General features: G+C 59.5%; 19 protein-coding genes. 14 read left to right on the top strand and 5 right to left on the bottom strand.

Going from position 1 to position 19,222, the window contains the following annotated elements; translation table 11 throughout:
• Positions 1 to 213 precede the first annotated feature (213 nt).
• The 5 genes from B7L71_RS02900 (at position 214) to B7L71_RS02880 (ending at position 4,937) form a co-directional block, all read left to right on the top strand.
• On the top strand, positions 214 to 1,221 hold the full coding sequence (locus B7L71_RS02900; protein ID WP_081135891.1) for an amino acid ABC transporter substrate-binding protein: 1,008 nt from the start codon (positions 214 to 216) through the stop codon (positions 1,219 to 1,221).
• 98 nt (positions 1,222 to 1,319) lie between these two features.
• Complete coding sequence (locus tag B7L71_RS02895; RefSeq protein ID WP_081135890.1) at positions 1,320 to 2,510, top strand: amino acid ABC transporter permease; 1,191 nt, start codon at positions 1,320 to 1,322, stop codon at positions 2,508 to 2,510.
• 21 nt (positions 2,511 to 2,531) lie between these two features.
• A complete protein-coding gene (locus B7L71_RS02890) occupies positions 2,532 to 3,632 on the top strand; it encodes an amino acid ABC transporter permease (protein WP_081135888.1) in 1,101 nt (366 codons plus the stop codon).
• Positions 3,633 to 3,718: 86 nt separating this feature from the next.
• A complete protein-coding gene (locus B7L71_RS02885) occupies positions 3,719 to 4,447 on the top strand; it encodes an amino acid ABC transporter ATP-binding protein (protein ID WP_081136027.1) in 729 nt (242 codons plus the stop codon).
• 97 nt (positions 4,448 to 4,544) lie between these two features.
• A complete protein-coding gene (locus tag B7L71_RS02880; protein WP_039178691.1) occupies positions 4,545 to 4,937 on the top strand; it encodes a RidA family protein in 393 nt (130 codons plus the stop codon).
• On the opposite strand, the gene B7L71_RS02875 is transcribed toward B7L71_RS02880, so the two are convergent.
• The gene (locus B7L71_RS02875) at positions 4,934 to 5,527 is read right to left on the bottom strand and encodes a histidine phosphatase family protein (protein WP_081135887.1); all 594 of its coding nucleotides are present in this window, start codon (positions 5,525 to 5,527) and stop codon (positions 4,934 to 4,936) included. The two genes, B7L71_RS02880 and B7L71_RS02875, sit on opposite strands and share 4 nt — an antisense overlap.
• Positions 5,528 to 5,684: 157 nt before the next feature.
• Between B7L71_RS02875 and phnD the strand changes: the two genes are divergently transcribed.
• The 7 genes from phnD (at position 5,685) to B7L71_RS02840 (ending at position 13,835) form a co-directional block, all read left to right on the top strand.
• A complete protein-coding gene (gene phnD / locus B7L71_RS02870; protein ID WP_081135885.1) occupies positions 5,685 to 6,674 on the top strand; it encodes a phosphate/phosphite/phosphonate ABC transporter substrate-binding protein in 990 nt (329 codons plus the stop codon).
• A gap of 54 nt (positions 6,675 to 6,728) precedes the next feature.
• A complete protein-coding gene (gene phnC, locus B7L71_RS02865) occupies positions 6,729 to 7,520 on the top strand; it encodes a phosphonate ABC transporter ATP-binding protein (RefSeq protein WP_081135884.1) in 792 nt (263 codons plus the stop codon).
• Between the two features lies 1 nt (position 7,521).
• Positions 7,522 to 8,322 (top strand): phosphonate ABC transporter, permease protein PhnE, encoded by an 801-nt coding sequence (phnE, locus tag B7L71_RS02860; RefSeq protein ID WP_081135882.1) that lies wholly within the window; start codon positions 7,522 to 7,524, stop codon positions 8,320 to 8,322.
• Complete coding sequence (gene phnE / locus B7L71_RS02855) at positions 8,316 to 9,125, top strand: phosphonate ABC transporter, permease protein PhnE (protein WP_081135881.1); 810 nt, start codon at positions 8,316 to 8,318, stop codon at positions 9,123 to 9,125. The genes phnE (B7L71_RS02860) and phnE (B7L71_RS02855) overlap by 7 nt, the downstream gene beginning before the upstream one ends.
• 81 nt (positions 9,126 to 9,206) lie before the next feature.
• Complete coding sequence (locus tag B7L71_RS02850) at positions 9,207 to 9,638, top strand: host attachment protein (RefSeq protein WP_081136025.1); 432 nt, start codon at positions 9,207 to 9,209, stop codon at positions 9,636 to 9,638.
• A gap of 84 nt (positions 9,639 to 9,722) precedes the next feature.
• Positions 9,723 to 11,588: a methyl-accepting chemotaxis protein gene (locus B7L71_RS02845; RefSeq protein ID WP_081135879.1), complete on the top strand. Its 1,866-nt coding sequence runs from the start codon at positions 9,723 to 9,725 to the stop codon at positions 11,586 to 11,588.
• A gap of 141 nt (positions 11,589 to 11,729) precedes the next feature.
• Positions 11,730 to 13,835, top strand: coding sequence for a methyl-accepting chemotaxis protein (locus B7L71_RS02840; protein ID WP_081135877.1), 2,106 nt, complete (start codon positions 11,730 to 11,732; stop codon positions 13,833 to 13,835).
• A gap of 9 nt (positions 13,836 to 13,844) precedes the next feature.
• Here the strand turns inward: B7L71_RS02840 and B7L71_RS02835 are convergent, their stop codons facing one another.
• Entirely contained in the window at positions 13,845 to 14,771 is a 927-nt protein-coding gene (locus B7L71_RS02835; RefSeq protein ID WP_081135876.1) for a LysR family transcriptional regulator, read from the bottom strand.
• Between the two features lie 193 nt (positions 14,772 to 14,964).
• On the opposite strand from B7L71_RS02835, the gene B7L71_RS02830 reads away from it, so the two are divergent.
• Positions 14,965 to 15,741 (top strand): ferredoxin--NADP reductase, encoded by a 777-nt coding sequence (locus tag B7L71_RS02830; RefSeq protein WP_081135874.1) that lies wholly within the window; start codon positions 14,965 to 14,967, stop codon positions 15,739 to 15,741.
• A 161-nt stretch (positions 15,742 to 15,902) separates the two neighbouring features.
• Here B7L71_RS02830 and glnK read toward each other — a convergent pair whose 3' ends face one another.
• The 3 genes from glnK to B7L71_RS02815 all read right to left on the bottom strand — a co-directional run bounded on the left by glnK (position 15,903) and on the right by B7L71_RS02815 (position 18,099).
• Positions 15,903 to 16,241: a P-II family nitrogen regulator gene (gene glnK / locus B7L71_RS02825; protein WP_009098335.1), complete on the bottom strand. Its 339-nt coding sequence runs from the start codon at positions 16,239 to 16,241 to the stop codon at positions 15,903 to 15,905.
• Positions 16,242 to 16,454: 213 nt separating this feature from the next.
• The gene (locus B7L71_RS02820) at positions 16,455 to 17,702 is read right to left on the bottom strand and encodes an ammonium transporter (RefSeq protein WP_081135873.1); all 1,248 of its coding nucleotides are present in this window, start codon (positions 17,700 to 17,702) and stop codon (positions 16,455 to 16,457) included.
• Between the two features lie 58 nt (positions 17,703 to 17,760).
• Positions 17,761 to 18,099: a P-II family nitrogen regulator gene (locus tag B7L71_RS02815; RefSeq protein ID WP_007112359.1), complete on the bottom strand. Its 339-nt coding sequence runs from the start codon at positions 18,097 to 18,099 to the stop codon at positions 17,761 to 17,763.
• 350 nt (positions 18,100 to 18,449) lie between these two features.
• Here B7L71_RS02815 and B7L71_RS02810 point away from each other — a divergent pair, with 350 nt between their 5' ends.
• On the top strand, positions 18,450 to 18,791 hold the full coding sequence (locus tag B7L71_RS02810) for an accessory factor UbiK family protein (protein WP_081135871.1): 342 nt from the start codon (positions 18,450 to 18,452) through the stop codon (positions 18,789 to 18,791).
• The last annotated feature ends 431 nt before the right edge of the window (positions 18,792 to 19,222 follow it).

The following is a 19,222-nucleotide window of genomic DNA, read 5'->3' as shown; positions in this document are numbered from 1 at the left end:
GCGGCTACGCACCAAAACGGAGCATCGCGTAGCCGCTGGAGCACTTTTTTGCACCAATACTTTCGTTAAATTCGCTGATTTTACGTTGAAAACCGCTGAATTTGCCGACATATCTTTTTTGGCACCTTCCTTGCTAGCTTTTAGGCATGCATCGACATGCATAACATCATTAAATCGAGGAAGGGGAACACACATGGTTAACACAAGAAACACCTGGTACTGCTTGCCTCTGCGGGTGCAATTACGCTGGCCGGTATCGCTACCGCGCAGGCGAACACATTAGAAGAAACTCGCTCTCGCGGTGCCGTACAGTGTGGCGTTAGTGATGGCTTGCCAGGTTTTTCCGCGCCGGACGATAGCGGCGAATGGCAAGGTCTCGATGTTGACGTATGTCGTGCCGTCGCCGCTGCCGTACTGGGCGATGCCGACGCCGTTAACTATATCTCCCTGAACGCCGTCGAGCGCTTTACCGCACTGCAGTCTGGCGAAGTCGATGTTCTGTCCCGTAACACCACCTGGACCACCACCCGCGATACCACGCTGGGTCTCAACTTCACCGGCGTCAACTTCTACGACGGCCAAGGCTTCATGGTCTCCACCGACCTGGGCATCTCCAACGCCTCCGAGCTGGATGGTGCCGCCATCTGTATCCAGTCCGGTACCACCACCGAGCTGAACCTGGCGGACTACTTCCGCGCTAACGGTATGGAATTCGACCCCATCGTTTTCGATACGTCCGAGCAAACCGTCGGTGGTTTCCAGACAGGCCGTTGTGACGTTCTGACCTCTGACACCTCTCAGCTGGCCGCGCTGCGTATTCAGCTGGACGACCCGTCTGCCGCCATGATCCTGCCCGACGTCATCTCCAAGGAGCCGCTGGGCCCCGTGGTACGTCAGGGTGACGACCAGTGGTTCAACATCGTCAAGTGGTCGCTGTTCGCCATGCTCAACGGTGAAGAGTACGGTGTGACCAGCGAAAACGCTGAAGAGATGCGCGATTCCGATAACCCGGACGTGGCTCGCCTGCTGGGTCAGGACGGCAACTACGGTGAAGGCATGGGTCTGGATGCCGAGTGGGCCTACAACATCCTGAGCCAGGTAGGTAACTACGGAGAAAGCTTCGAACGTAACGTCGGCATGGATTCACCGCTGGAAATCGAACGGGGCGTCAACGCTCTGTGGAACCAGGGTGGCTTCCAGTACGCACCGCCGATTCGCTAAGCGTCTCGCTTGACCCCGGCCCGCCGTCCCTTGCCAGCATCACTCAAGGGTACCGGCGGGCCATTTGATTGACCTTCCGTGTAGCGGAGACGCCATCCATGTCCGTAAGACCTAACGCTCGCCCCGTTGGCCAAAAGCCTCCGTTCTGGCGAGACCGCGCAAAGCGTGCGCTGATCTTTCAGTTTCTACTCATTGCAGCCGTTATTGCGTTCCTGTTCTATATCGTCGGTAATGTTCAAGACAACCTGTCCTCTCGCGGGATCACTACCGGGTTCGGTTTTCTTAACAACACCGCAGGCTTCGGGATCGTTCAAAGTCTGATCGACTACTCCTCCCAAAGCACCTATGGCCGCACTTTCTTCGTGGGCCTGCTGAATACCCTGTTGGTGGGTGCACTGGGGGTCATTGCCGCCACCATCGTTGGCTTCATCGTCGGGATCGCCCGCCTGTCACCCAACTGGTTGATCGCGCGGCTGGCCACGGCCTATATCGAAACCTTCCGTAATATCCCGCTGCTGCTGCAGATTTTCTTCTGGTACTTTGCCGTATTGCGTACGCTGCCCAGCGCCCGTGACAGCCTGGCGTTCGGTGAGGTCATCTTTCTCAACGTGCGCGGTCTGTATCTTCCCGAGCCGTTATTCGAGTCCGGGTTCGGGCTGATTCCGGTCACCTTCATTGCGGCGATCATCGCCAGCATTGCACTGGTGATCTGGAACAAGCGCCGTCAGGAGGCCACGGGGCAGCGCCTGCCAGCCTACTGGATCTCCTTCGCGATGATTTTCGGCCTGCCCCTGCTGGTGATGTTTGCCACCGGTGTGCCGATCACCTGGGATGTCCCCGAGCTGCGCGGTTTCAACTTCCGCGGCGGTGTCACCGTCATTCCCGAGTTCCTGGCGCTGTGGTTCGCGCTTTCGATTTATACGGCGGCGTTCATTGCCGAAATCGTGCGCTCCGGCATTCAAGCCATTTCCCATGGCCAAACCGAGGCCGCACAAGCGCTGAGCCTGCCGCGTAACCTGGTGCTGCGTCTGGTGGTCATTCCGCAGGCACTGCGGGTCATCATTCCCCCGCTCACCAGCCAGTACCTCAACCTGATCAAGAACTCGTCGCTGGCCACCGCCATTGGCTACCCGGACCTCGTTTCGGTCTTTGCGGGCACCACGCTGAACCAGACAGGCCAAGCCATCGAGGTCATTGCCATGACCATGGCGGTTTATCTGACCATCAGTCTGCTGGTCTCCATGTTCATGAACTGGTTCAACGCCCGTGTGGCGCTGGTTGAACGCTAGGCCGTTGGCGAGGACATTCCCATGATTCACAACCGAACGATGATCGAGCCAAAGCCGGCGCCCAGCAGTTCCGTGGGCCCTGTGGCATGGCTACGCAGCCACCTGTTCAACGGTCCGATCAACACGATCTTTACCCTGATCGGCCTGTATATTCTCTACCTGCTCGTGGTACCGACGGTGCAATGGGCGTTCATCAACGCCGATTGGGTAGGCACCTCCCGCGAAGACTGCTCCCGAGAGGGTGCCTGCTGGGTGTTCATCAACGCACGCTTCACCCAGTTCATCTACGGCCTGTACCCGCGCTCAGAAATCTGGCGTGCCAATATCGTCTTTGCCGGGTTCTTCACCCTGATTGCCTGGCTGGCGATTCCACGCCTGCCCTTCAAGCGCTGGGTGGCCGTGTTTGCGCTGGTCGGCTTCCCCGTGATCGCCTACGTGCTGCTGCATGGCGGCTATTTCGACCTGCCGCGTGTACCGACCCATCGCTGGGGCGGCCTGATGCTGACCCTGCTGCTGGCCACCGTGGGCATGGTAGGTGCGCTGCCGATCGGTATCGTGCTGGCCCTGGGGCGGCGTTCGAACATGCCCATCGTCAAGAGCTTCTGCGTCATCTTTATCGAGTTCTGGCGTGGCGTGCCGCTGATCACGGTGCTGTTCATGGCCTCGGTGATGCTGCCGCTGTTCATGCCTACCGGGGTCAGCGTGGACCGTCTGGTACGCGCCCTGATCGGCTTGACGCTGTTCCAGAGCGCCTACATGGCCGAAGTCATTCGCGGTGGTTTGCAGGCCATTCCCAAAGGCCAGGAAGAAGCCGCCGCCGCCCTCGGCATGACCTACTGGAAGCGCATGGGTCTGATCGTACTGCCCCAGGCTCTGAAAATGATGATACCTGGTATCGTGAACACGTTCATTTCGCTGTTCAAGGACACGACCCTGGTCATGATCATCGGGCTATTCGATCTGCTGGGGATCGTGCAAGCGGCATTGGCCGACTCGCGCTGGCTGGGCTTCTCGCTGGAAGGCTATGTCTTTGCGGCCTTCATGTTCTGGATATTCTGTTTCAGCATGTCGCGCTACAGCCAGTATCTGGAACGCAGGCTACACACCGGCCACAGGCGTTAACGCCGCTTTTATCAACGATTTTTTAGCAGGATAGTGACATGACACAAGCAGCTTCCCATAACCCTGGCACCGGTACTTCGGATCTGATGGTCGAAATGCGCGGCGTCAACAAGTGGTACGGCGATTTTCACGTGCTGCGCGACATCTATCTGGAAGTGAAGCGCGGCGAACGGATCGTCATTTGCGGGCCGTCCGGCTCGGGCAAGTCCACCATGATTCGCTGCATCAACCACCTGGAAGAGCATCAAAAGGGCGAGATCGTGGTCGGCGGCGTGCCGCTGACCCAGGACGTGAAGCGTATCGAGCAGATTCGCCGCAGCGTTGGCATGGTGTTCCAGCACTTCAACCTGTTTCCTCACCTCACCGTGCTGGAGAACTGCTGTATCGCCCCCATGTGGGTACAGAAAAAGCCGCGCAAAGAGGCCGAAGAGCATGCCATGCGCTACCTGCAGCGGGTTCGCATCGCCGAGCAGGCCAAAAAATATCCCGGCCAGCTGTCCGGTGGTCAGCAGCAGCGGGTCGCCATTGCCCGCTCGCTGTGCATGCACCCGGACGTCATGCTGTTCGATGAGCCGACCTCGGCCCTAGACCCGGAAATGATCAAGGAAGTGCTGGACGTCATGATCGAACTGGCCGAAGAGGGCATGACCATGCTCTGCGTGACCCATGAAATGGGCTTCGCCAAGACCGTGGCCGACCGCGTGATCTTCATGGACCAAGGGCAGATCATCGAAGAAAATGCTCCAGAGCCGTTCTTCAACAACCCGCAGTCCGAGCGCACCCAGCTCTTCCTGAGCCAGATTCTGGGGCATTGATTCGACTGCCAGCGCGTCATAATGCGTAACGTGGGCCTCAGCTGAGGCCCATTTTCATGGCCCTTCTGAATACCCCACATCACACCAGAGAGTCATCATGGAAAAACTGTTCATCGACCGCGCCCCACAGCCCATTGCCCCGTTCTCTCACGCCTGCCGCGTGGGCGACCTGGTGTTTATCACCGGCCAGATGCCGACCGTGCCGGAAACCAACGAAATGCTGCTGGGCACCTTTACCGAACAAACCCACCGGGTCATGCAGAACCTGGCCATCGTGCTGGAAGAGGTGGGCAGCAGCTTCGAGTACGTGGTGCAGTCACGGGTTTTCATCACCAACATGGGCCACTTCGATGAAGTGAATCAGGTCTACGCCAGCTACTTCGAGAAACCGCTCCCCACCCGTACCTGCATCGGCGTCACCGGCCTGGCAGGCGGTGCCGACGTGGAAGTCGACATGATTGCCTGGATTCCCCCCAAGGAAGGCGCCTAACCGCCTACCAGCGTGATGCTGGCCGGGGCCAGCGCGAGCTGCTCACGGTGCTGGGTCAATGGCTTGCCTGCCAGCGCCGTGAGCAGGATCTGCAGCGGGTCGCCATGGCTCACCACCAGCACCGTTTCCCCTTGCCAGCGCAGCTCCAGTGCTTCCAGCGCCGCGCACATGCGCGCTGCCACACTGGTGAGCGGCTCTACCTGCCACTGCCGATGCGCGGCACTCTGGGCATCCTGCGCCCATACCTCGGGGTAATGACTATCTGCCTGGCCTTCCAGCTCGCCAAAATGGCGTTCTCGCAAGCGCTCGTCGATGGCCATGCCCAGTCGAAAAGCGCTGGCTACCCGAGTAGCGGTTTGGGTCGTGCGTAAAAAGTCCGAATGCACCACCTGGGTGGGCGCCGGCCAACGCCAGTCCGCCAACGCTTCGACCAACTGCCGTTCGCCTTCGGGCGACAATCCATAGGCGTCTATTCCGCGCTCGGGGGTGCTGATGATTCGCCGCTGAGCGTTGGCCTGGCTGTGACCATGGCGCATCAACAGGTAACGGTTGCGCCAATGGTAGGAGGGGGTCAGGAAAGTGTTTGACATATCTTTGTAACAAACCCTAGATTGAGAATGTTCGTTTTCGAAAAATAAACATCTGCATCTTCAAATGTCCATTAGCGAAACGCAGGCTGATCACAACATCACCTTGCAGCGACGGTGGGCATCACGCAACAACAATAACGCACATAAGAGGCTTCTCATGAAAACGCCATCCTGGCCCAAGCGTCCGCTGGCTCTGCTCACTGCGGTTTCGCTTCTCCCGCTGGCACTGCTTGCCAGCCATGCCCAGGCCGACTGTGAACGCGGCGCCCTGGACACACTTTACTGCGATGAAAATGGCGACATGGTCGCCGACCGCCCGGCCGATGAGTCAAGCTGGGCCAACCCCAGTACGCTGATCTTCGCTTATACCCCCGTTGAAGACCCTGCCATTTACTCCGATATCTGGCAGCCGTTCATCGACCACCTTTCTGACGTCACAGGCCGCGATGTTCGCTTCTTTGCGGTGCAGTCCAACGCTGCCCAGGTGGAAGCCATGCGCAGCGGCCGACTGCACATTGCCGGGTTCTCGACCGGCCCGACGCCCTTTGCCGTGAACCTGGCCGGGGCCGTGCCTTTCGCTCTGATGGGCTCTGACGATGGTCAGTTCGGCTACACGCTGCAAATGTTCACCCATGTCGACTCGGACATCGAGTCCCTGGAAGACCTGAAGGGTAAGCGCGTCGCGCATACCTCCCCCACCTCCAACTCCGGCAACCTGGCACCGCGGGCACTGCTGCCCGAGCTGGGCATCACCCCGGATGAAGATTATGAGGTGGTCTACTCCGGCAGCCATGACCAGTCCATGTTGGGCGTGGTGGCCCGCGACTATGACGCCGCGCCGGTTGCCTCCGAAGTGGTCGAGCGCATGGCCGCGCGTGGCCTGTACGACGAAGAGGACGTACGGCTGATCTATGAGTCCGACCGTTTCCCGACCACCTCTTACAACTACGCCCACAACCTGCACCCGGACCTGGTCGAGAAGATCGAAGAGGCGTTCTTTACCTTTGACTTCGTCGGCACCGAGCTGGGCGAGGAGTTCGAAGGGGTCGAGAAATTCATTCCCATCAACTACCAAGAACACTGGCAGGTGATTCGCACCATCCAGGCCGCCAATGACGTGCGCTACACGCGGGAAAACCTGGAGTAGCCTGGTCGCGCCGCCCTGGCGGCGCGCTTTTATCGAGCGAATGGATGTGCACCCATGCTGGAAATTACCAATCTGGTCAAACGTTATGGCCAAAGTGAGCCCGTTCTCAAGGGCCTGGACCTCAAGGTAGAAGGCGCCAGCGTCGTGTCGATCGTGGGCGCATCGGGGGCGGGTAAAAGCACCATGCTGCGCTGTATCAACCGGCTGGTGGAGCCCTCGTCCGGCTCCATCAAGCTCAATGGCACGGAGCTGGTGAATATCAGAGGCGCCGAGCTACGCCGTGCCCGGCGCAAGATCGGCATGGTCTTTCAAGGGTTCAACCTGCTTGATCGGCTGACGGTCATGGAGAACGTGCTGGCGGGCCGACTCGGCTATGTGAGCCTTTATCAGGCCATTTCGCGGCGCTACCCCCAAGCGGACATCGAACGTGCATTCATGCTGATGGAGCGCGTGGGGATTGCCCATTACGCCAACAAACGCGCTGACGAGCTGTCTGGCGGCGAGCGCCAGCGGGTAGGCGTGGTGCGTGCGCTGATGCAGGAGCCCGACCTGCTGCTGGCGGATGAGCCCACCGCTTCGCTGGACCCAAGAACGTCCGAGCAGATCATGATGCTGCTACAGAGCCTGGCCAGCGAGCTGTCGCTGCCGGTGCTCATCAACATCCACAACGTCGCCCAGGCCAAGACCTACACCGAACGCATCGTGGGGCTGCGGCATGGCAAGATGATTTTCGATGGCTTGCCGAGCGACTTCAACAAGGAGGCACTGGACGCCATTTATGGGGGCATCGAGGCGCCGGACGAATCGGTCAGTGAACAGCCCGGCACTGCGGCGCAAGGGGCCTGACATGACGACTCCCCCTACTCCACGCACCTGGAAAAAGCCGCCTTTCATCGCCAACCCTGTTCTCCGCTACGGGCTCATGCTGATCGCCCTGGCGTACCTGGTCTGGGCGTTTGGCTCGTTACCCTTCAACTGGGCCCGTATCTCCGAAGGCCTGCCCCGGGCAGCGCGTATTTTCAGCGGTGGCTTTCCGCCCAGCTTCGAACGTTTCGGGCTGCTGCTGACCGGCTTTAAAGAGAGCTTCCAGATCGCCATTCTGGCCACTTTGCTGGGCGTGCTGCTCTCCATCCCTTTTGCGGTCATGGCCGCTCGCAATATCGCGCCTCTGCCGATCTACCTGATCGGTCGCAGCATCATCATCGTGTCACGCAGCTTTCACCCGGTCATCGTGGCCATCCTGTTCGTTGCTGCGGTGGGCTTTGGCCCGCTGGCGGGTATCCTGACCCTGACTCTTTACTCCATCGGCTTTGTCGGCAAGCTGCTTGCCGAGGAGATAGAGGAGATCGACTGGGGGCAGGTGGAAGCCATGCGTGCCACCGGCGCCGGGTATCTGGCCACGCTGTTCTATGCGGTGTTTCCGCAAATATTGCCTCGCCAGGTGGGGCTCTCCATGTATCAGCTGGACAGCAATCTGCGCGCGTCGGCCGTGGTGGGCATCGTCGGTGCTGGCGGGATTGGCGGCACGTTGATGAATGCCTTCGGGCGCTATGACTACGACTTTGCGTTCGCCATTCTGCTGATCATCATTGCGGTGATTCTGCTTAGCGAAGGCGTCAGCGGCTGGGTGAGGAAAAAAATATGGTAGATCACGCACAGCAACTCGCCGACCGAGTCTGGCAACGTTACGACCGGAAAGAGCGGCTGATCCGCTATGCCGTCCTGCTAGCCACCTTGATGCTGGTGTTCTGGGCCGTTCGCGATATCGATATTTTCTGGCCCTGGGTGTGGGACGCGCCGAATCAAATCTCGGGGCTGGGCGCACGCATGTGGCCACCCAGCAGCGCCGGGCTGGGCAACATCCTGAATGCCCTGCTGGAAACCGTGCATATCGCCACCCTGGCCACGTTCATCACCATCTTTCTGGCGCTGCCAGTGGCTTATATCGCTGCCCAGAACACCACCCCGAACCGGGCCTGCTTGTGGCTGGGGCGCTTTATTCTGGTCTCCAGCCGCTCGGTGAACACCATTATCTGGGCACTACTGTTCGTGGCCATTTTCGGCCCCGGCGTACTGGCCGGTATTCTGGCCATCGTGTTTCGCTCCATCGGCTTCATCGGCAAGCTGATGGGCGAAGCCATCGAAGAGATCGATCGCCGCCCCGTCGAGGCCATGGAGGCCACCGGCGCCTCGAAGGCCAAGGTGGTCGCTTACGCCATCGTCCCGCAGGTCATGCCCGCCTTTTTCGCCATCGTGATTCTGCGCTGGGATATCAATATCCGCGAATCCACCGTGCTGGGCCTGGTAGGCGCCGGAGGGATTGGCGTGATCCTGCAAGGTGCCATCGATACGTTCGCTTGGCCGACCGTGGCCACCATCCTGATCGCCATTATCGTGCTGGTACTGATCGGTGAAGCCATTACCAGCGTGCTGCGCCGCAAAGTGCTGTAAAGCCGCCAGGCAAGTGTTTGACCTAACCCCAAACGCTTGCCATGGTTAAAGGGTAATCAACGACATGGAGGACGTATGACGATGACCACCTATATCGTGGTAGCCGACGCAGCACGCGCCAGGATCTTTACCCGTGACGCTCTGGAACTCGCCGAGCAGGAGAGCATGGTGCATGCGGCAGGCAGGCTGCATGAAGGCGACCTGATCACCGACCGCCGAGGGGCAGACGTGCATGAATCCACGTCCACCACGTCACGCTCGTCAGGTGAAGAGGGCGCCGCTTCCCGGCATGAAAACGAGCTGTTTGCCAAGGAGGTCGCCCAACGGCTCTATACTGCCCGCGTCGATAACCGCATGGAGAAGCTGATCATGGTGGCCCCGCCCAAGTTTCTCGGGCTGCTGCGGGAAAAGCTCGACAACCCCACCCAGAAGCTGGTGATCCATACCCTCTCCAAGGACCTCAGCAAAGCCTCGCTGTCGGATATTCAGGAAGCCGTCAGCGATTTGCGCTGATCCATGAATAAACGGCTATACGCCTAAAGAAGTGGTCACTCTCGCCGATAATCGTCATTTACCCTGACGATCAAGAGAGTGACCATGTTCGCTACCCTACGCTTTCGAATACTCTTAGCGGCGTTGACTGCCATCGTTGTTGCCCTGGTGATCAATGGCATCGCCAGCTATTCCACCGTTAAACACCATAATAGCGAACAGATCAGCCGCAACCTCAGCGCTGTTGTGAATGGAAACACACAGGCTATCGATGAGTGGTTCAATGCACGCTACACCATGATGGCAAGCATGGAGCACACTGCAGGCGGCGAAGAGCCGCTGTCGGCGTTGCGCCAGTTGGCCGATTCTGGCGACTTCATGACGGCATACCTCGCTTATCCACACACATCAAACGCCATTTTTTCAGACGGCTGGCAGCCACCCAGTGATTACGACCCTAGAGGACGGCCGTGGTATCAAGCAGCCGTTAGCGCAGCGGACACGGTCGTTACCGCGCCCTATGTCGATGCGCAAACCGGCGGGTTGATCATCACGTTCGCCCGCCCCTTTTACCGTAATGGCGAGCTGATGGCCGTCATTGGGGCAGACATTACCATAGCGGACGTCATCGATATCGTGGGTAATATTTCCCCCACGCCTTCAAGCTTCGCGTTTTTGACCACTCAGGATGGCACCCTGGTTGCCCACCCGGACGCCGCCCTGACCCTGGAGCCTTCGACCGCCCTGAGTGCGAACTTGAACCCTCAGGAGCTCACGCGCATTATCCAGTCCGACACGCCCCAGCCCATGGCCCTGCAGGAAAGCAGCAAGCTGCTCATGGGCAGCCAGGTGGGCGGCAATAGCGGCTGGCAGTTGGTGGTCGCGCTGGACGAAGCAGAAGCCACCGCCGGACTGCGCGCCATTGCTGCCACGTCCATCATCACCCTGCTGATCGTCGCCGCCATCACTGCCGTGGTGTTCGGCCTGCTGCTCTCGCTGCTGCTGCGTCGCCTGCTGGGTGTGCGTAACGCCATGAATAACATTGCCTCCGGCGAAGGCGACCTGACGCAGCGCTTACCGGAAGAGGGTAACGACGAGGTCACTCAGATCGCCCGCGCTTTCAACCGCTTCGTGGGCAAAATGGAAGAAGTGCTGATCGAAGTGCGTACCAGCAGCGAAGCCGTGCACCACGCCGCCAACGAGATTGCCATGGGCGGGCAGGACCTGTCGCGCCGCACCGACAATGCGGCTTCCAGCCTGCAGCAGACGTCTGCGTCGGTGGAGCAGATCACCAGCACCGTCGCCCACACCGCCGCGTCGGCCCAGGAGGCCAACCAGCTCTCTCATGCCGCTTCTGAAGTAGCGAAAAACGGCGGTCAGGTAGTCTCGAACGTGGTGACGACCATGGAAGACATCTCCCAGGCCTCCAACAAGATTGGTGAGATCGTCACCTTGATGAACAGCATTGCCTTCCAGACCAATCTGCTGGCGCTCAACGCTTCAGTAGAAGCCGCCAGGGCTGGCGAGCATGGCCGTGGCTTTGCCGTGGTAGCCGACGAAGTGCGTAAACTGGCTGGCCGCAGCAGCGACGCTGCCAGCGACATCCAGAAGCTGATCGAAGACTCCCAGTCCCGGGTCAATAACGGCACCTCGCTGGTGCGCGAGGCGGGCAGCACCATGCACGATATCGTCGAGCACATTACCCGTGTCACCGACGTACTCGAAGAGATCAACGCCGCCACCAGCGAACAGAGTGATGGCATCAAGCAGGTCAACATCGCCGTGGCCGAGCTGGACCGGATGACCCAGGAAAACGCTGCCATGGTGGAAGAGTCCACCACCGCCGCCGAGCACCTCAAGGAGCAGGCAAACCACCTGACCGGCACCATCAGCAGCTTCAAGCTTGGCGTCGCACAGCATGCCCCTGCTCTACGGTCCCCTAATGCACCAACCGCTATCGAAAAGTTTTAACGCGCCCATGGCGGCCCCCTTGCTATATTGGCAGGGGGCTATGCCCTTTTGTCATCAGCACGCCATTAACGGCTGGTCTACTTGCCCTTGGGAAGCCCCCACCCAGCTGCCTGATTCCCATGACAACAGGTCAACCACACTATGCACTTTCGCTCCTTACGCACTCTGGTGCTGGCCCTGGCAGGCCCTTGCCTACTGGCCGTCGTCGCCGCGCTGGTCATCTACAACCTGTTGGCTGCCGCCCGCACACAGCAAACCGTTGAAGATCACACGCAAGCCTTGGTAGAAAGTGCACTGAATGCCCGGCTTGATGCCCTGGCCGAAGCAGAAGGGGGCCGTATACAGCGGGAGCTGGACATGGCCATGACGCTGGCCAGCCAGCTGGCATCCACCAACGCGTTGATGGGCATGCAGGATGCGGAGGGCCATCGAGCGCTCTACCTCACGCGTCGTCAGCTTTCCAACCTGGTTCGCCAGACCGTGGCGGATAACCCGGCCCTGCTGGACGCTTTCATCGGCTGGGAGCCCAATGCCTTTGATGATGATGCCCGCTTCGTTGGTGACGAGCGTTACGGCCATGATGGTAGTGGTCGCTTCATGCCATGGTGGTACCGTACCGGGGATGGCACGCTGGAGGTATTGCCCTTGGGCGATACCATGGAGAGCGAAGCACGACTGGTCAGCGGTGTGCGCGAAGGTGAGTATTACCTATGTCCACGTGAAACGCTGGCCCCCTGCGTGATCGATCCCGCTGCCTACGATTACGATGGCGAGACACAGCTGGTCACATCGTTCAATGCGCCCATCCTGGTCGATGGCGCATTCCGCGGCGTGGCGGGCGTCGACCTCTCGCTGAATTTCATCCAGGCTTTGCTGCGTGACGCCAACGCAACGCTTTACGACGGTGCCGGCCGGATGGCGCTGGTCGCCGGACGCGGGGGTCTGGTTGCCGATACCCACGGAGATGACGCCCTGGGCTTGCCCGCCAGCCAATCGCTGAACGACGCTGTCCTGGAAGGTATTGCCACGGCTGCTCGGCAGGGCAGCCTTTACAGCCGAGTCTCCAACGGCATGTTTCAGCGCTATCAGCCACTCACGATCGGCGATACGGAACAGCCGTGGGTGCTGGTACTCCAGCTACCTGAATCCGTGGTCATGGCAGAGCTCAATGCACTGCAGGCCATACTCAGCGAACAGCGCCAACAAAACACCCTGGGCATGACGCTGGTGGGGCTACTGCTGTCTGCAGTGGGCATGGTTGCACTTTGGTGGATTGGCGGCCGCATTGCTCGCCCCTTGAAGCGGTTGGCAAGCCGCATGCAAGAGATCGCGTCGGGTAGTGGTGATCTTACCCAGCGGCTACCGGTGCATGGACGCGATGAGAGTGCGGCAGTAGCAGAGCAGTTCAACGCCTTTGCAGCCAAGATTCAAGCCATCCTGCTGGACGTACGTCGCAGCAGCGAGGCCGTGAATCATGCCGCCAACGAGATTACCCAAGGAGGGCACGACCTGTCTCGTCGCACCGAGCAAGCCGCTGCCAGCCTTCAACAGACCTCTGCCGCCATGGAAGAGATCAGCAGTACCGTTCGACACACGACCCACGCCTCCCAGGAGGCCAGCGGACTCTCACAGACGGCCTCGCAATTAGCGGCGCGAACGGACCAGGCATTCGAACAAGTGGTCACGACCATGGAAGCCATTCGCGACACGTCGGCTGAAATCCAGACCATCGTGGGGGTCATCGATGGCATTGCCTTTCAAACCAACCTGCTGGCCCTGAACGCGTCCGTGGAAGCCGCACGCGCCGGCGAGCATGGGCGCGGCTTTGCCGTGGTCGCCGATGAAGTCCGCAAGCTGGCCTCGCGCAGTAGCGAAGCTGCCAAGGATATTCGTCAGCGAATCGATATGTCCGCCGAGAAAGTCGATGACGGCACCCAACTGGTGCACGATGCGGAAGCGGCCATGCACCAGTTGACGCAAAGCGTGTCCCGCGTCACCCAGATGCTCGGCGATATCAGCACGGCCGCCAGTGAACAGAATCAAGGCATCGACCAGGTGAGCATCGCGGTGACCGACCTCGACCAGATGACGCAGCAAAACGCCGCGCTGGTCGAGGAGTCAACGACCGCCGCCGAACAGTTGAAAGATCAGGCGGAACGCCTCGATGCCCTGGTGGGCGGGTTTACCCTAGGAGACAACGCGACTCAACCGGCGCTGCCGGGGCACAGTCAATCGAATGCCGTTTGAGCATGTGCCTCAAGGAATGGGCGGCAGCGGGATGTCGTCGCTGCGCTGGGCCCCGGCGGTCATTTCGCGGCAGAGGCGCAAGAACTCGCGCACGCCGGTGGTCAGATACTTGTGGCGATGCCAGATGAAGGTGAACTGACGCTTCAGGTCCAGCTCCGGCGTGGGTAGCGGCACCAGGCTACCCCGCCGGAAAGCGTCTCGTAGCGCCAGCCGAGAGACGCAGCCGATCCCCAGACCTGACTCCACCGCCCGCTTGATCCCTTCGGTGTGCTCCAGTTCCAGCAGCGTATTGAAGCGGCTGCGTCGATGGCGCGCCGCATGCTCCAGCGTCATGCGGGTGCCGGAGCCCTCCTCGCGCATGATCCAGTCTTCCCGCAGCAGCTGATCCAGCTCCAGATGAGCACGCCCGGCCAGTGGGTGCCTAGGCGAGCAGAACACGCACAGCTCGTCTTCTACCCAGGGCTGGCTGATGATCATGTCATCATCGCACTGCCCTTCGATCAGCCCCAAGTCCAGCGAATGCTGTCGCACTCCCTCGATGATATGACGCGTATTGCGCACCGCCAGCCGCACGCGGCTACCGGGGTAACGCTGCATGAAATCACTGATCAACAGGGTGGCCAGATAGTTGCCGATGGTCAGGGTGGCACCCACGTTCAGAGCACCCACCCCCTGCTGGCCGCGCAGCAGCTCCTCCACTTCTTCGGCTCGGTCCAGCAGCGCCACAGCCTTGGGGAGCAGCTGGAACCCCAGCGCGTTGAGTTTCAGCCGTTTGCCAATGCGATCCAATAGCTGGCAGTCGAACTGGCGTTCCAACTCGGCCAGCGCCGTACTGGTCGCCGACTGGGACATGGCCAGCGCCCTCGCCGCTTGGGAAACGCTTTCGTGCTGGGCAACGGCGACGAAGACTTCCAGCTGACGCAACGTGTAATGCATGGCCAGGCTCCTCCAGAAAAAGTGCTGCTCAACGAAAGCTATATCGATTTTAAAGATATACGTTATCAAGATAATTTGCTTAACAGATATACCACCCTTTATCTAGAATGAGCGCATCCTATAAAGCTATTTTTTATTCTTTTTTAGAATATGGCGAGTAAGGCTTAGGCCGCGCAGCCTCAAAGGAGTCGACATGAGCAAGTTTGCCCTGGAAGAAGTGCTAAGCGTTCACCACTGGAACGACACGCTGTTCAGCTTCCGCACGACACGTGAGCGCAGCCTGCGCTTCAAGAACGGCCAATTCGTGATGATCGGCCTGGAAGTGGCGGGCAAACCTCTGATGCGCGCCTACTCCATCGCCAGCCCGAACTACGAAGATCATCTCGAGTTCTTCAGTATCAAAGTGCCCGATGGCCCGCTGACCTCACGCTTGCAGCACCTGAAGGTGGGCGACCAGATCATGGTCAGCCGCAAGCCGACCGGCACGCTGGTATGCGACGACCTGCTGCCCGGGCGCAACCTGTATATGCTCTCCACCGGCACGGGCCTGGCGCCGTTCATGAGCCTGATCCAGGACCCGGAAGTCTACGAGCGTTTCGAGAAGGTCATACTCATTCACGGCGTGCGTGAAGTCTCCGAGCTGGCCTACGCCGACTTCATCACCAATGAATTGCCCGCCCACGAGTACCTGGGTGAAGAAGTCGCCGAAAAACTGGTGTACTACCCCACGGTCACCCGTGAAGAGTTCCACACCATGGGCCGCCTGACCGACCACATTCGCAGCGGCAAGCTGTTTGCCGACACCGGCCTGCCGCCCATCGACCCGCGTCAGGACCGCGCCATGATCTGCGGTAGTCCTGCCATGCTGGACGACACCAGCGCGCTGCTGGATGAGCTGGGCCTGAACATCTCCCCGCGCATGGGCGAACCAGGCGACTACGTCATCGAACGTGCTTTCGTGGAGAAGTAAGTCTAGCGGTGAAGCGTGAAGAATAGATAGTAGCCTTTGACACCCCTCATCTTATGCGCAAAGCCCTGCAAAAAGCCCCTGTGGGTGTTATCCACAGGGGCTTTGTCTACTCGACGCGATTAGCTCTTCACGCCTTGCCCTTCACGACTTACCCTTCACCGTTAGACAGCGTCTTTGCCGGTTTCGCCGGTACGGATACGAATCACCTGCTCCAACGGCATCACGAAGATCTTGCCATCGCCGATCTTGCCCGTATTGGCCACTTGGGTGATCGCATCGATGACCTGTTCGGCCATATCATCGTCCACGGCCACTTCCAGCTTCACCTTGGGCAGGAAATCCACCACGTATTCCGCCCCACGATACAGCTCTGTGTGGCCTTTCTGGCGACCAAAGCCTTTCACTTCCGTCACCGTAATACCCTGCACGCCGATATCGGAAAGCGACTCGCGTACGTCATCAAGCTTGAACGGCTTGATAATGGCTGAGATTAATTTCATGACCACATCCTCTGGTTATGCAACGGTTGTCTTGACCGGATACAAGGCGGCGCGACGTTGACCCTCCTCACGCCCGTTGCACTTAGCATACACCCGCCAGCCCCGAGAATAAAAAGCCCTTGTGCCTGGCACGTATATGCGCCGCTACATACGGCAAAAGGCCTCCCATCGGGGAGGCCTTGAGTAGCAGTGCCGCTTGCTATGGCACAGTGCTTATTTCTTGACGCCAAACTCAGGGTAGGCTTCCAGGCCACACTCTGCGATATCGACGCCTTCGTACTCTTCTTCTTCGCTGACACGGATACCCATGACCGCTTTCAGCACCAGCCACACCACCAGGCTCGCCAGGAATACCCAGCCGAAGATGCCCACGATACCGATCAGCTGTGCACCGAAGGACGCATCGCCATTGTTCAGCGGCACGGCCAGCACACCCCAGATACCCACGACACCGTGAACCGAGATAGCACCCACAGGGTCATCCAGCTTCAGCTTGTCCAGCGTGACGATGGCAGCGACCACGATCAGACCACCGATGGCCCCAATTACCGAGGCGCCCAACGCAGAAGGAGACAGCGGGTCGGCGGTAATGGCGACCAGGCCTGCTAGCGCACCGTTCAGTGCCATGGTCAGATCCGCCTTGCGGAACCACAATTTGGCCAGCACCAGAGCTGCAATCACGCCACCCGCGGCCGCTGCATTGGTGTTCACGAACACTTGAGCAACGTTGTTGGCCGACACGGCATCCGACATTTTCAGCTCGGAACCACCGTTGAAGCCGAACCAGCCCATCCACAGGATGAAGGTACCCAGCGTGGCCAGCGGCATGTTGGCGCCCGGAATCGCGTGGATCGAACCGTCCTTGCCGTACTTGCCCTTACGGGGGCCCAGTACCAGCACACCTGCCAACGCTGCAGCGGCACCGGCCATGTGGACGATACCCGAGCCCGCATAGTCAGAGTAGCCAACGCCATCCAGCCAGCCACCGCCCCAGGTCCAGTAGCCAGACACCGGGTAGATGAAGGCGGTCATGACCACGGCAAACGCCAGGAAGGCCCACAGCTTCATACGCTCGGCCACGGCACCAGAGACGATCGACATCGCCGTTGCGACGAATACGACTTGGAAGAAGAAGTCCGAACGCATGGAGTAGTAAGGGGCATCCTCACCACCGGCCAGCACCGCATCGACGCTGTTCTCGGCACCGATCAGGAACCCAAGGCTGGGCAGGAAACCGCCTTCGCCGCTGGAGTACATGATGTAGTAGCCCACCAGCAGGTACATGGTGCAGGCAATGGCAAACAGCGCAATGTTCTTGGTCAGAATTTCAGCGGTGTTCTTGGAACGCACCATACCGGCCTCGAGCATCGAGAAGCCGGCGGCCATCCACATGACCAGTACGCCGCAAATCAGGAAGTAAAACGTATCGAGCGCGTAGCTCAATTCTGTAAGCTCGTTCATCAGGTGTTCCCCGTGATCCAAGAGAAGTTATTGGTGGGTCGTCGTTGTGTAGGCTGGCCTATACCGCGTCGGCGCCGCGCTCTCCGGTACGAATACGAATGACATCTTCCAGCGGCGTCACGAATACCTTGCCGTCACCGATCTTGCCGCTGTTGGCAGCGCTGCAGATGGCATCCAGCACGCTCTCCAGACGCGCATCGTCCACGGCCACTTCCACTTTCACCTTGGGCAGAAAGTCCACTACGTACTCGGCACCGCGATACAGCTCGGTGTGGCCTTTCTGGCGACCAAATCCCTTGACCTCAGTAACCGTAATCCCCTGCACGCCGTTGTCGGCGAGTGCTTCACGAACGTCGTCAAGCTTGAAAGGCTTGATGATAGCGGTGATGAGTTTCATCCCGGATCTCCCCTGCTGGTTCAGTCCCACTCGGTGGAGAGCGGCGTGGCCGCCCGAATTTAGTGCTTGCCCTACTAATGCTCATACCGTGCCACTGGTTTTTTTCTTATTTAAATTCATGCCCTTAAACATTAAAAAATACGTTTCAAGAGCATCAGCAGGGCGACTATCCACCTCCTCCTACCCGCCACTGCACTAAAAAAGCACATCACCAAAAGCTCAATGCTTCTTTTTGATGCACGAGCGCATTGCAGGAGAAAACGCACGCGGGGCATGCGGATTGCCAAAGGGTTGCGTATCCTTACAGGTAAGCTATCCACATTTATGCGCCACCGTTTAAGGAGAGAGCCATGACGCCCCAGGATCGCATCAGCCGTTTAGCCCAGCAGATAGGCGACCGTTTACAGAACGCTTCCCAGGCCCCGGAAGACATTCAGAAAGGCGTGCAGCAAGTGGTGCGGGGAGCCTTCGACCGCCTGGAGCTGGTATCACGGGAAGACTTTGATATCTTGATGGATGTACTGCAGCGCACGCGCGCGCGCGTCGAGGCGCTGGAGCGTCAGGTAGCCAGCCTGGAAGCCTCGGTGGAAGCAGCCAGCGCCGCACAGGCCACGCCCATGGAAGCCGAAGTACCACCAGCCCCCGCAGAGCCTGCCGAGCAAGACAAGCCCACCCCCGGCAAGTCAGGCTGAAACAACGCTGGGTGCCTTTCCACAGGCCCCAGCTCCTCCCTCCCAAAAAAGTGAGCAATAATCAATATCATTTGCAGCAAGAGCGAGCATGCTATCGTGCAGACTCGGCGTTAAATCTATCGGCGCTTTTTAGCACCATCACAGCGCATTTTTCAGGTCATTTAGCCCATCGGCTCATTGCCTCATGCTCCAGCCCTCCTGCGGTGCACCATCTGATATCACGCCATATCACGCCACACGCAGGTATATGACTTGGCTGGGCATCGCCCACCTTCGCCAATCACAAGGCGCTGCAGGCAATTCCGACGCCCCCTTGGTGACCGTTGACCCACTGCCTGCCCTCCGCCCTCCGCCCAGCGCTTTGCCCGCGAGCTGACCAACGCACTGTACGAACCGCGTGGCGAGCCAGGGTCATTGGCGTCTTACCCTAG

It is taken from the genome of Halomonas sp. BC2, from assembly GCF_002078115.1.
GTDB lineage: Bacteria > Pseudomonadota > Gammaproteobacteria > Pseudomonadales > Halomonadaceae > Vreelandella > Vreelandella stevensii.
This window is presented reverse-complemented; position numbering and strand designations above follow the sequence as displayed.

What these genes read in the sequence shown, in the direction of transcription:
- B7L71_RS02880 (WP_039178691.1), top strand. Translation starts at nt 4,545, where the DNA reads ATGGAAAAACTGTTCATCGACCGCGCCCCACAGCCCATTGCCCCGTTC.
- B7L71_RS02810 (WP_081135871.1), top strand. Translation starts at nt 18,450, where the DNA reads ATGACGCCCCAGGATCGCATCAGCCGTTTAGCCCAGCAGATAGGCGAC.
- B7L71_RS02845 (WP_081135879.1), top strand. Translation starts at nt 9,723, where the DNA reads ATGTTCGCTACCCTACGCTTTCGAATACTCTTAGCGGCGTTGACTGCC.
- B7L71_RS02820 (WP_081135873.1), bottom strand. Translation starts at nt 17,702, where the DNA reads ATGAACGAGCTTACAGAATTGAGCTACGCGCTCGATACGTTTTACTTC.
- phnC (WP_081135884.1), top strand. Translation starts at nt 6,729, where the DNA reads ATGCTGGAAATTACCAATCTGGTCAAACGTTATGGCCAAAGTGAGCCC.
- B7L71_RS02875 (WP_081135887.1), bottom strand. Translation starts at nt 5,527, where the DNA reads ATGTCAAACACTTTCCTGACCCCCTCCTACCATTGGCGCAACCGTTAC.
- B7L71_RS02890 (WP_081135888.1), top strand. Translation starts at nt 2,532, where the DNA reads ATGATTCACAACCGAACGATGATCGAGCCAAAGCCGGCGCCCAGCAGT.
- phnE (WP_081135881.1), top strand. Translation starts at nt 8,316, where the DNA reads ATGGTAGATCACGCACAGCAACTCGCCGACCGAGTCTGGCAACGTTAC.
- B7L71_RS02830 (WP_081135874.1), top strand. Translation starts at nt 14,965, where the DNA reads ATGAGCAAGTTTGCCCTGGAAGAAGTGCTAAGCGTTCACCACTGGAAC.
- B7L71_RS02835 (WP_081135876.1), bottom strand. Translation starts at nt 14,771, where the DNA reads ATGCATTACACGTTGCGTCAGCTGGAAGTCTTCGTCGCCGTTGCCCAG.
- glnK (WP_009098335.1), bottom strand. Translation starts at nt 16,241, where the DNA reads ATGAAATTAATCTCAGCCATTATCAAGCCGTTCAAGCTTGATGACGTA.
- phnD (WP_081135885.1), top strand. Translation starts at nt 5,685, where the DNA reads ATGAAAACGCCATCCTGGCCCAAGCGTCCGCTGGCTCTGCTCACTGCG.
- B7L71_RS02840 (WP_081135877.1), top strand. Translation starts at nt 11,730, where the DNA reads ATGCACTTTCGCTCCTTACGCACTCTGGTGCTGGCCCTGGCAGGCCCT.
- B7L71_RS02815 (WP_007112359.1), bottom strand. Translation starts at nt 18,099, where the DNA reads ATGAAACTCATCACCGCTATCATCAAGCCTTTCAAGCTTGACGACGTT.
- B7L71_RS02850 (WP_081136025.1), top strand. Translation starts at nt 9,207, where the DNA reads ATGACCACCTATATCGTGGTAGCCGACGCAGCACGCGCCAGGATCTTT.
- phnE (WP_081135882.1), top strand. Translation starts at nt 7,522, where the DNA reads ATGACGACTCCCCCTACTCCACGCACCTGGAAAAAGCCGCCTTTCATC.
- B7L71_RS02895 (WP_081135890.1), top strand. Translation starts at nt 1,320, where the DNA reads ATGTCCGTAAGACCTAACGCTCGCCCCGTTGGCCAAAAGCCTCCGTTC.
- B7L71_RS02885 (WP_081136027.1), top strand. Translation starts at nt 3,719, where the DNA reads ATGGTCGAAATGCGCGGCGTCAACAAGTGGTACGGCGATTTTCACGTG.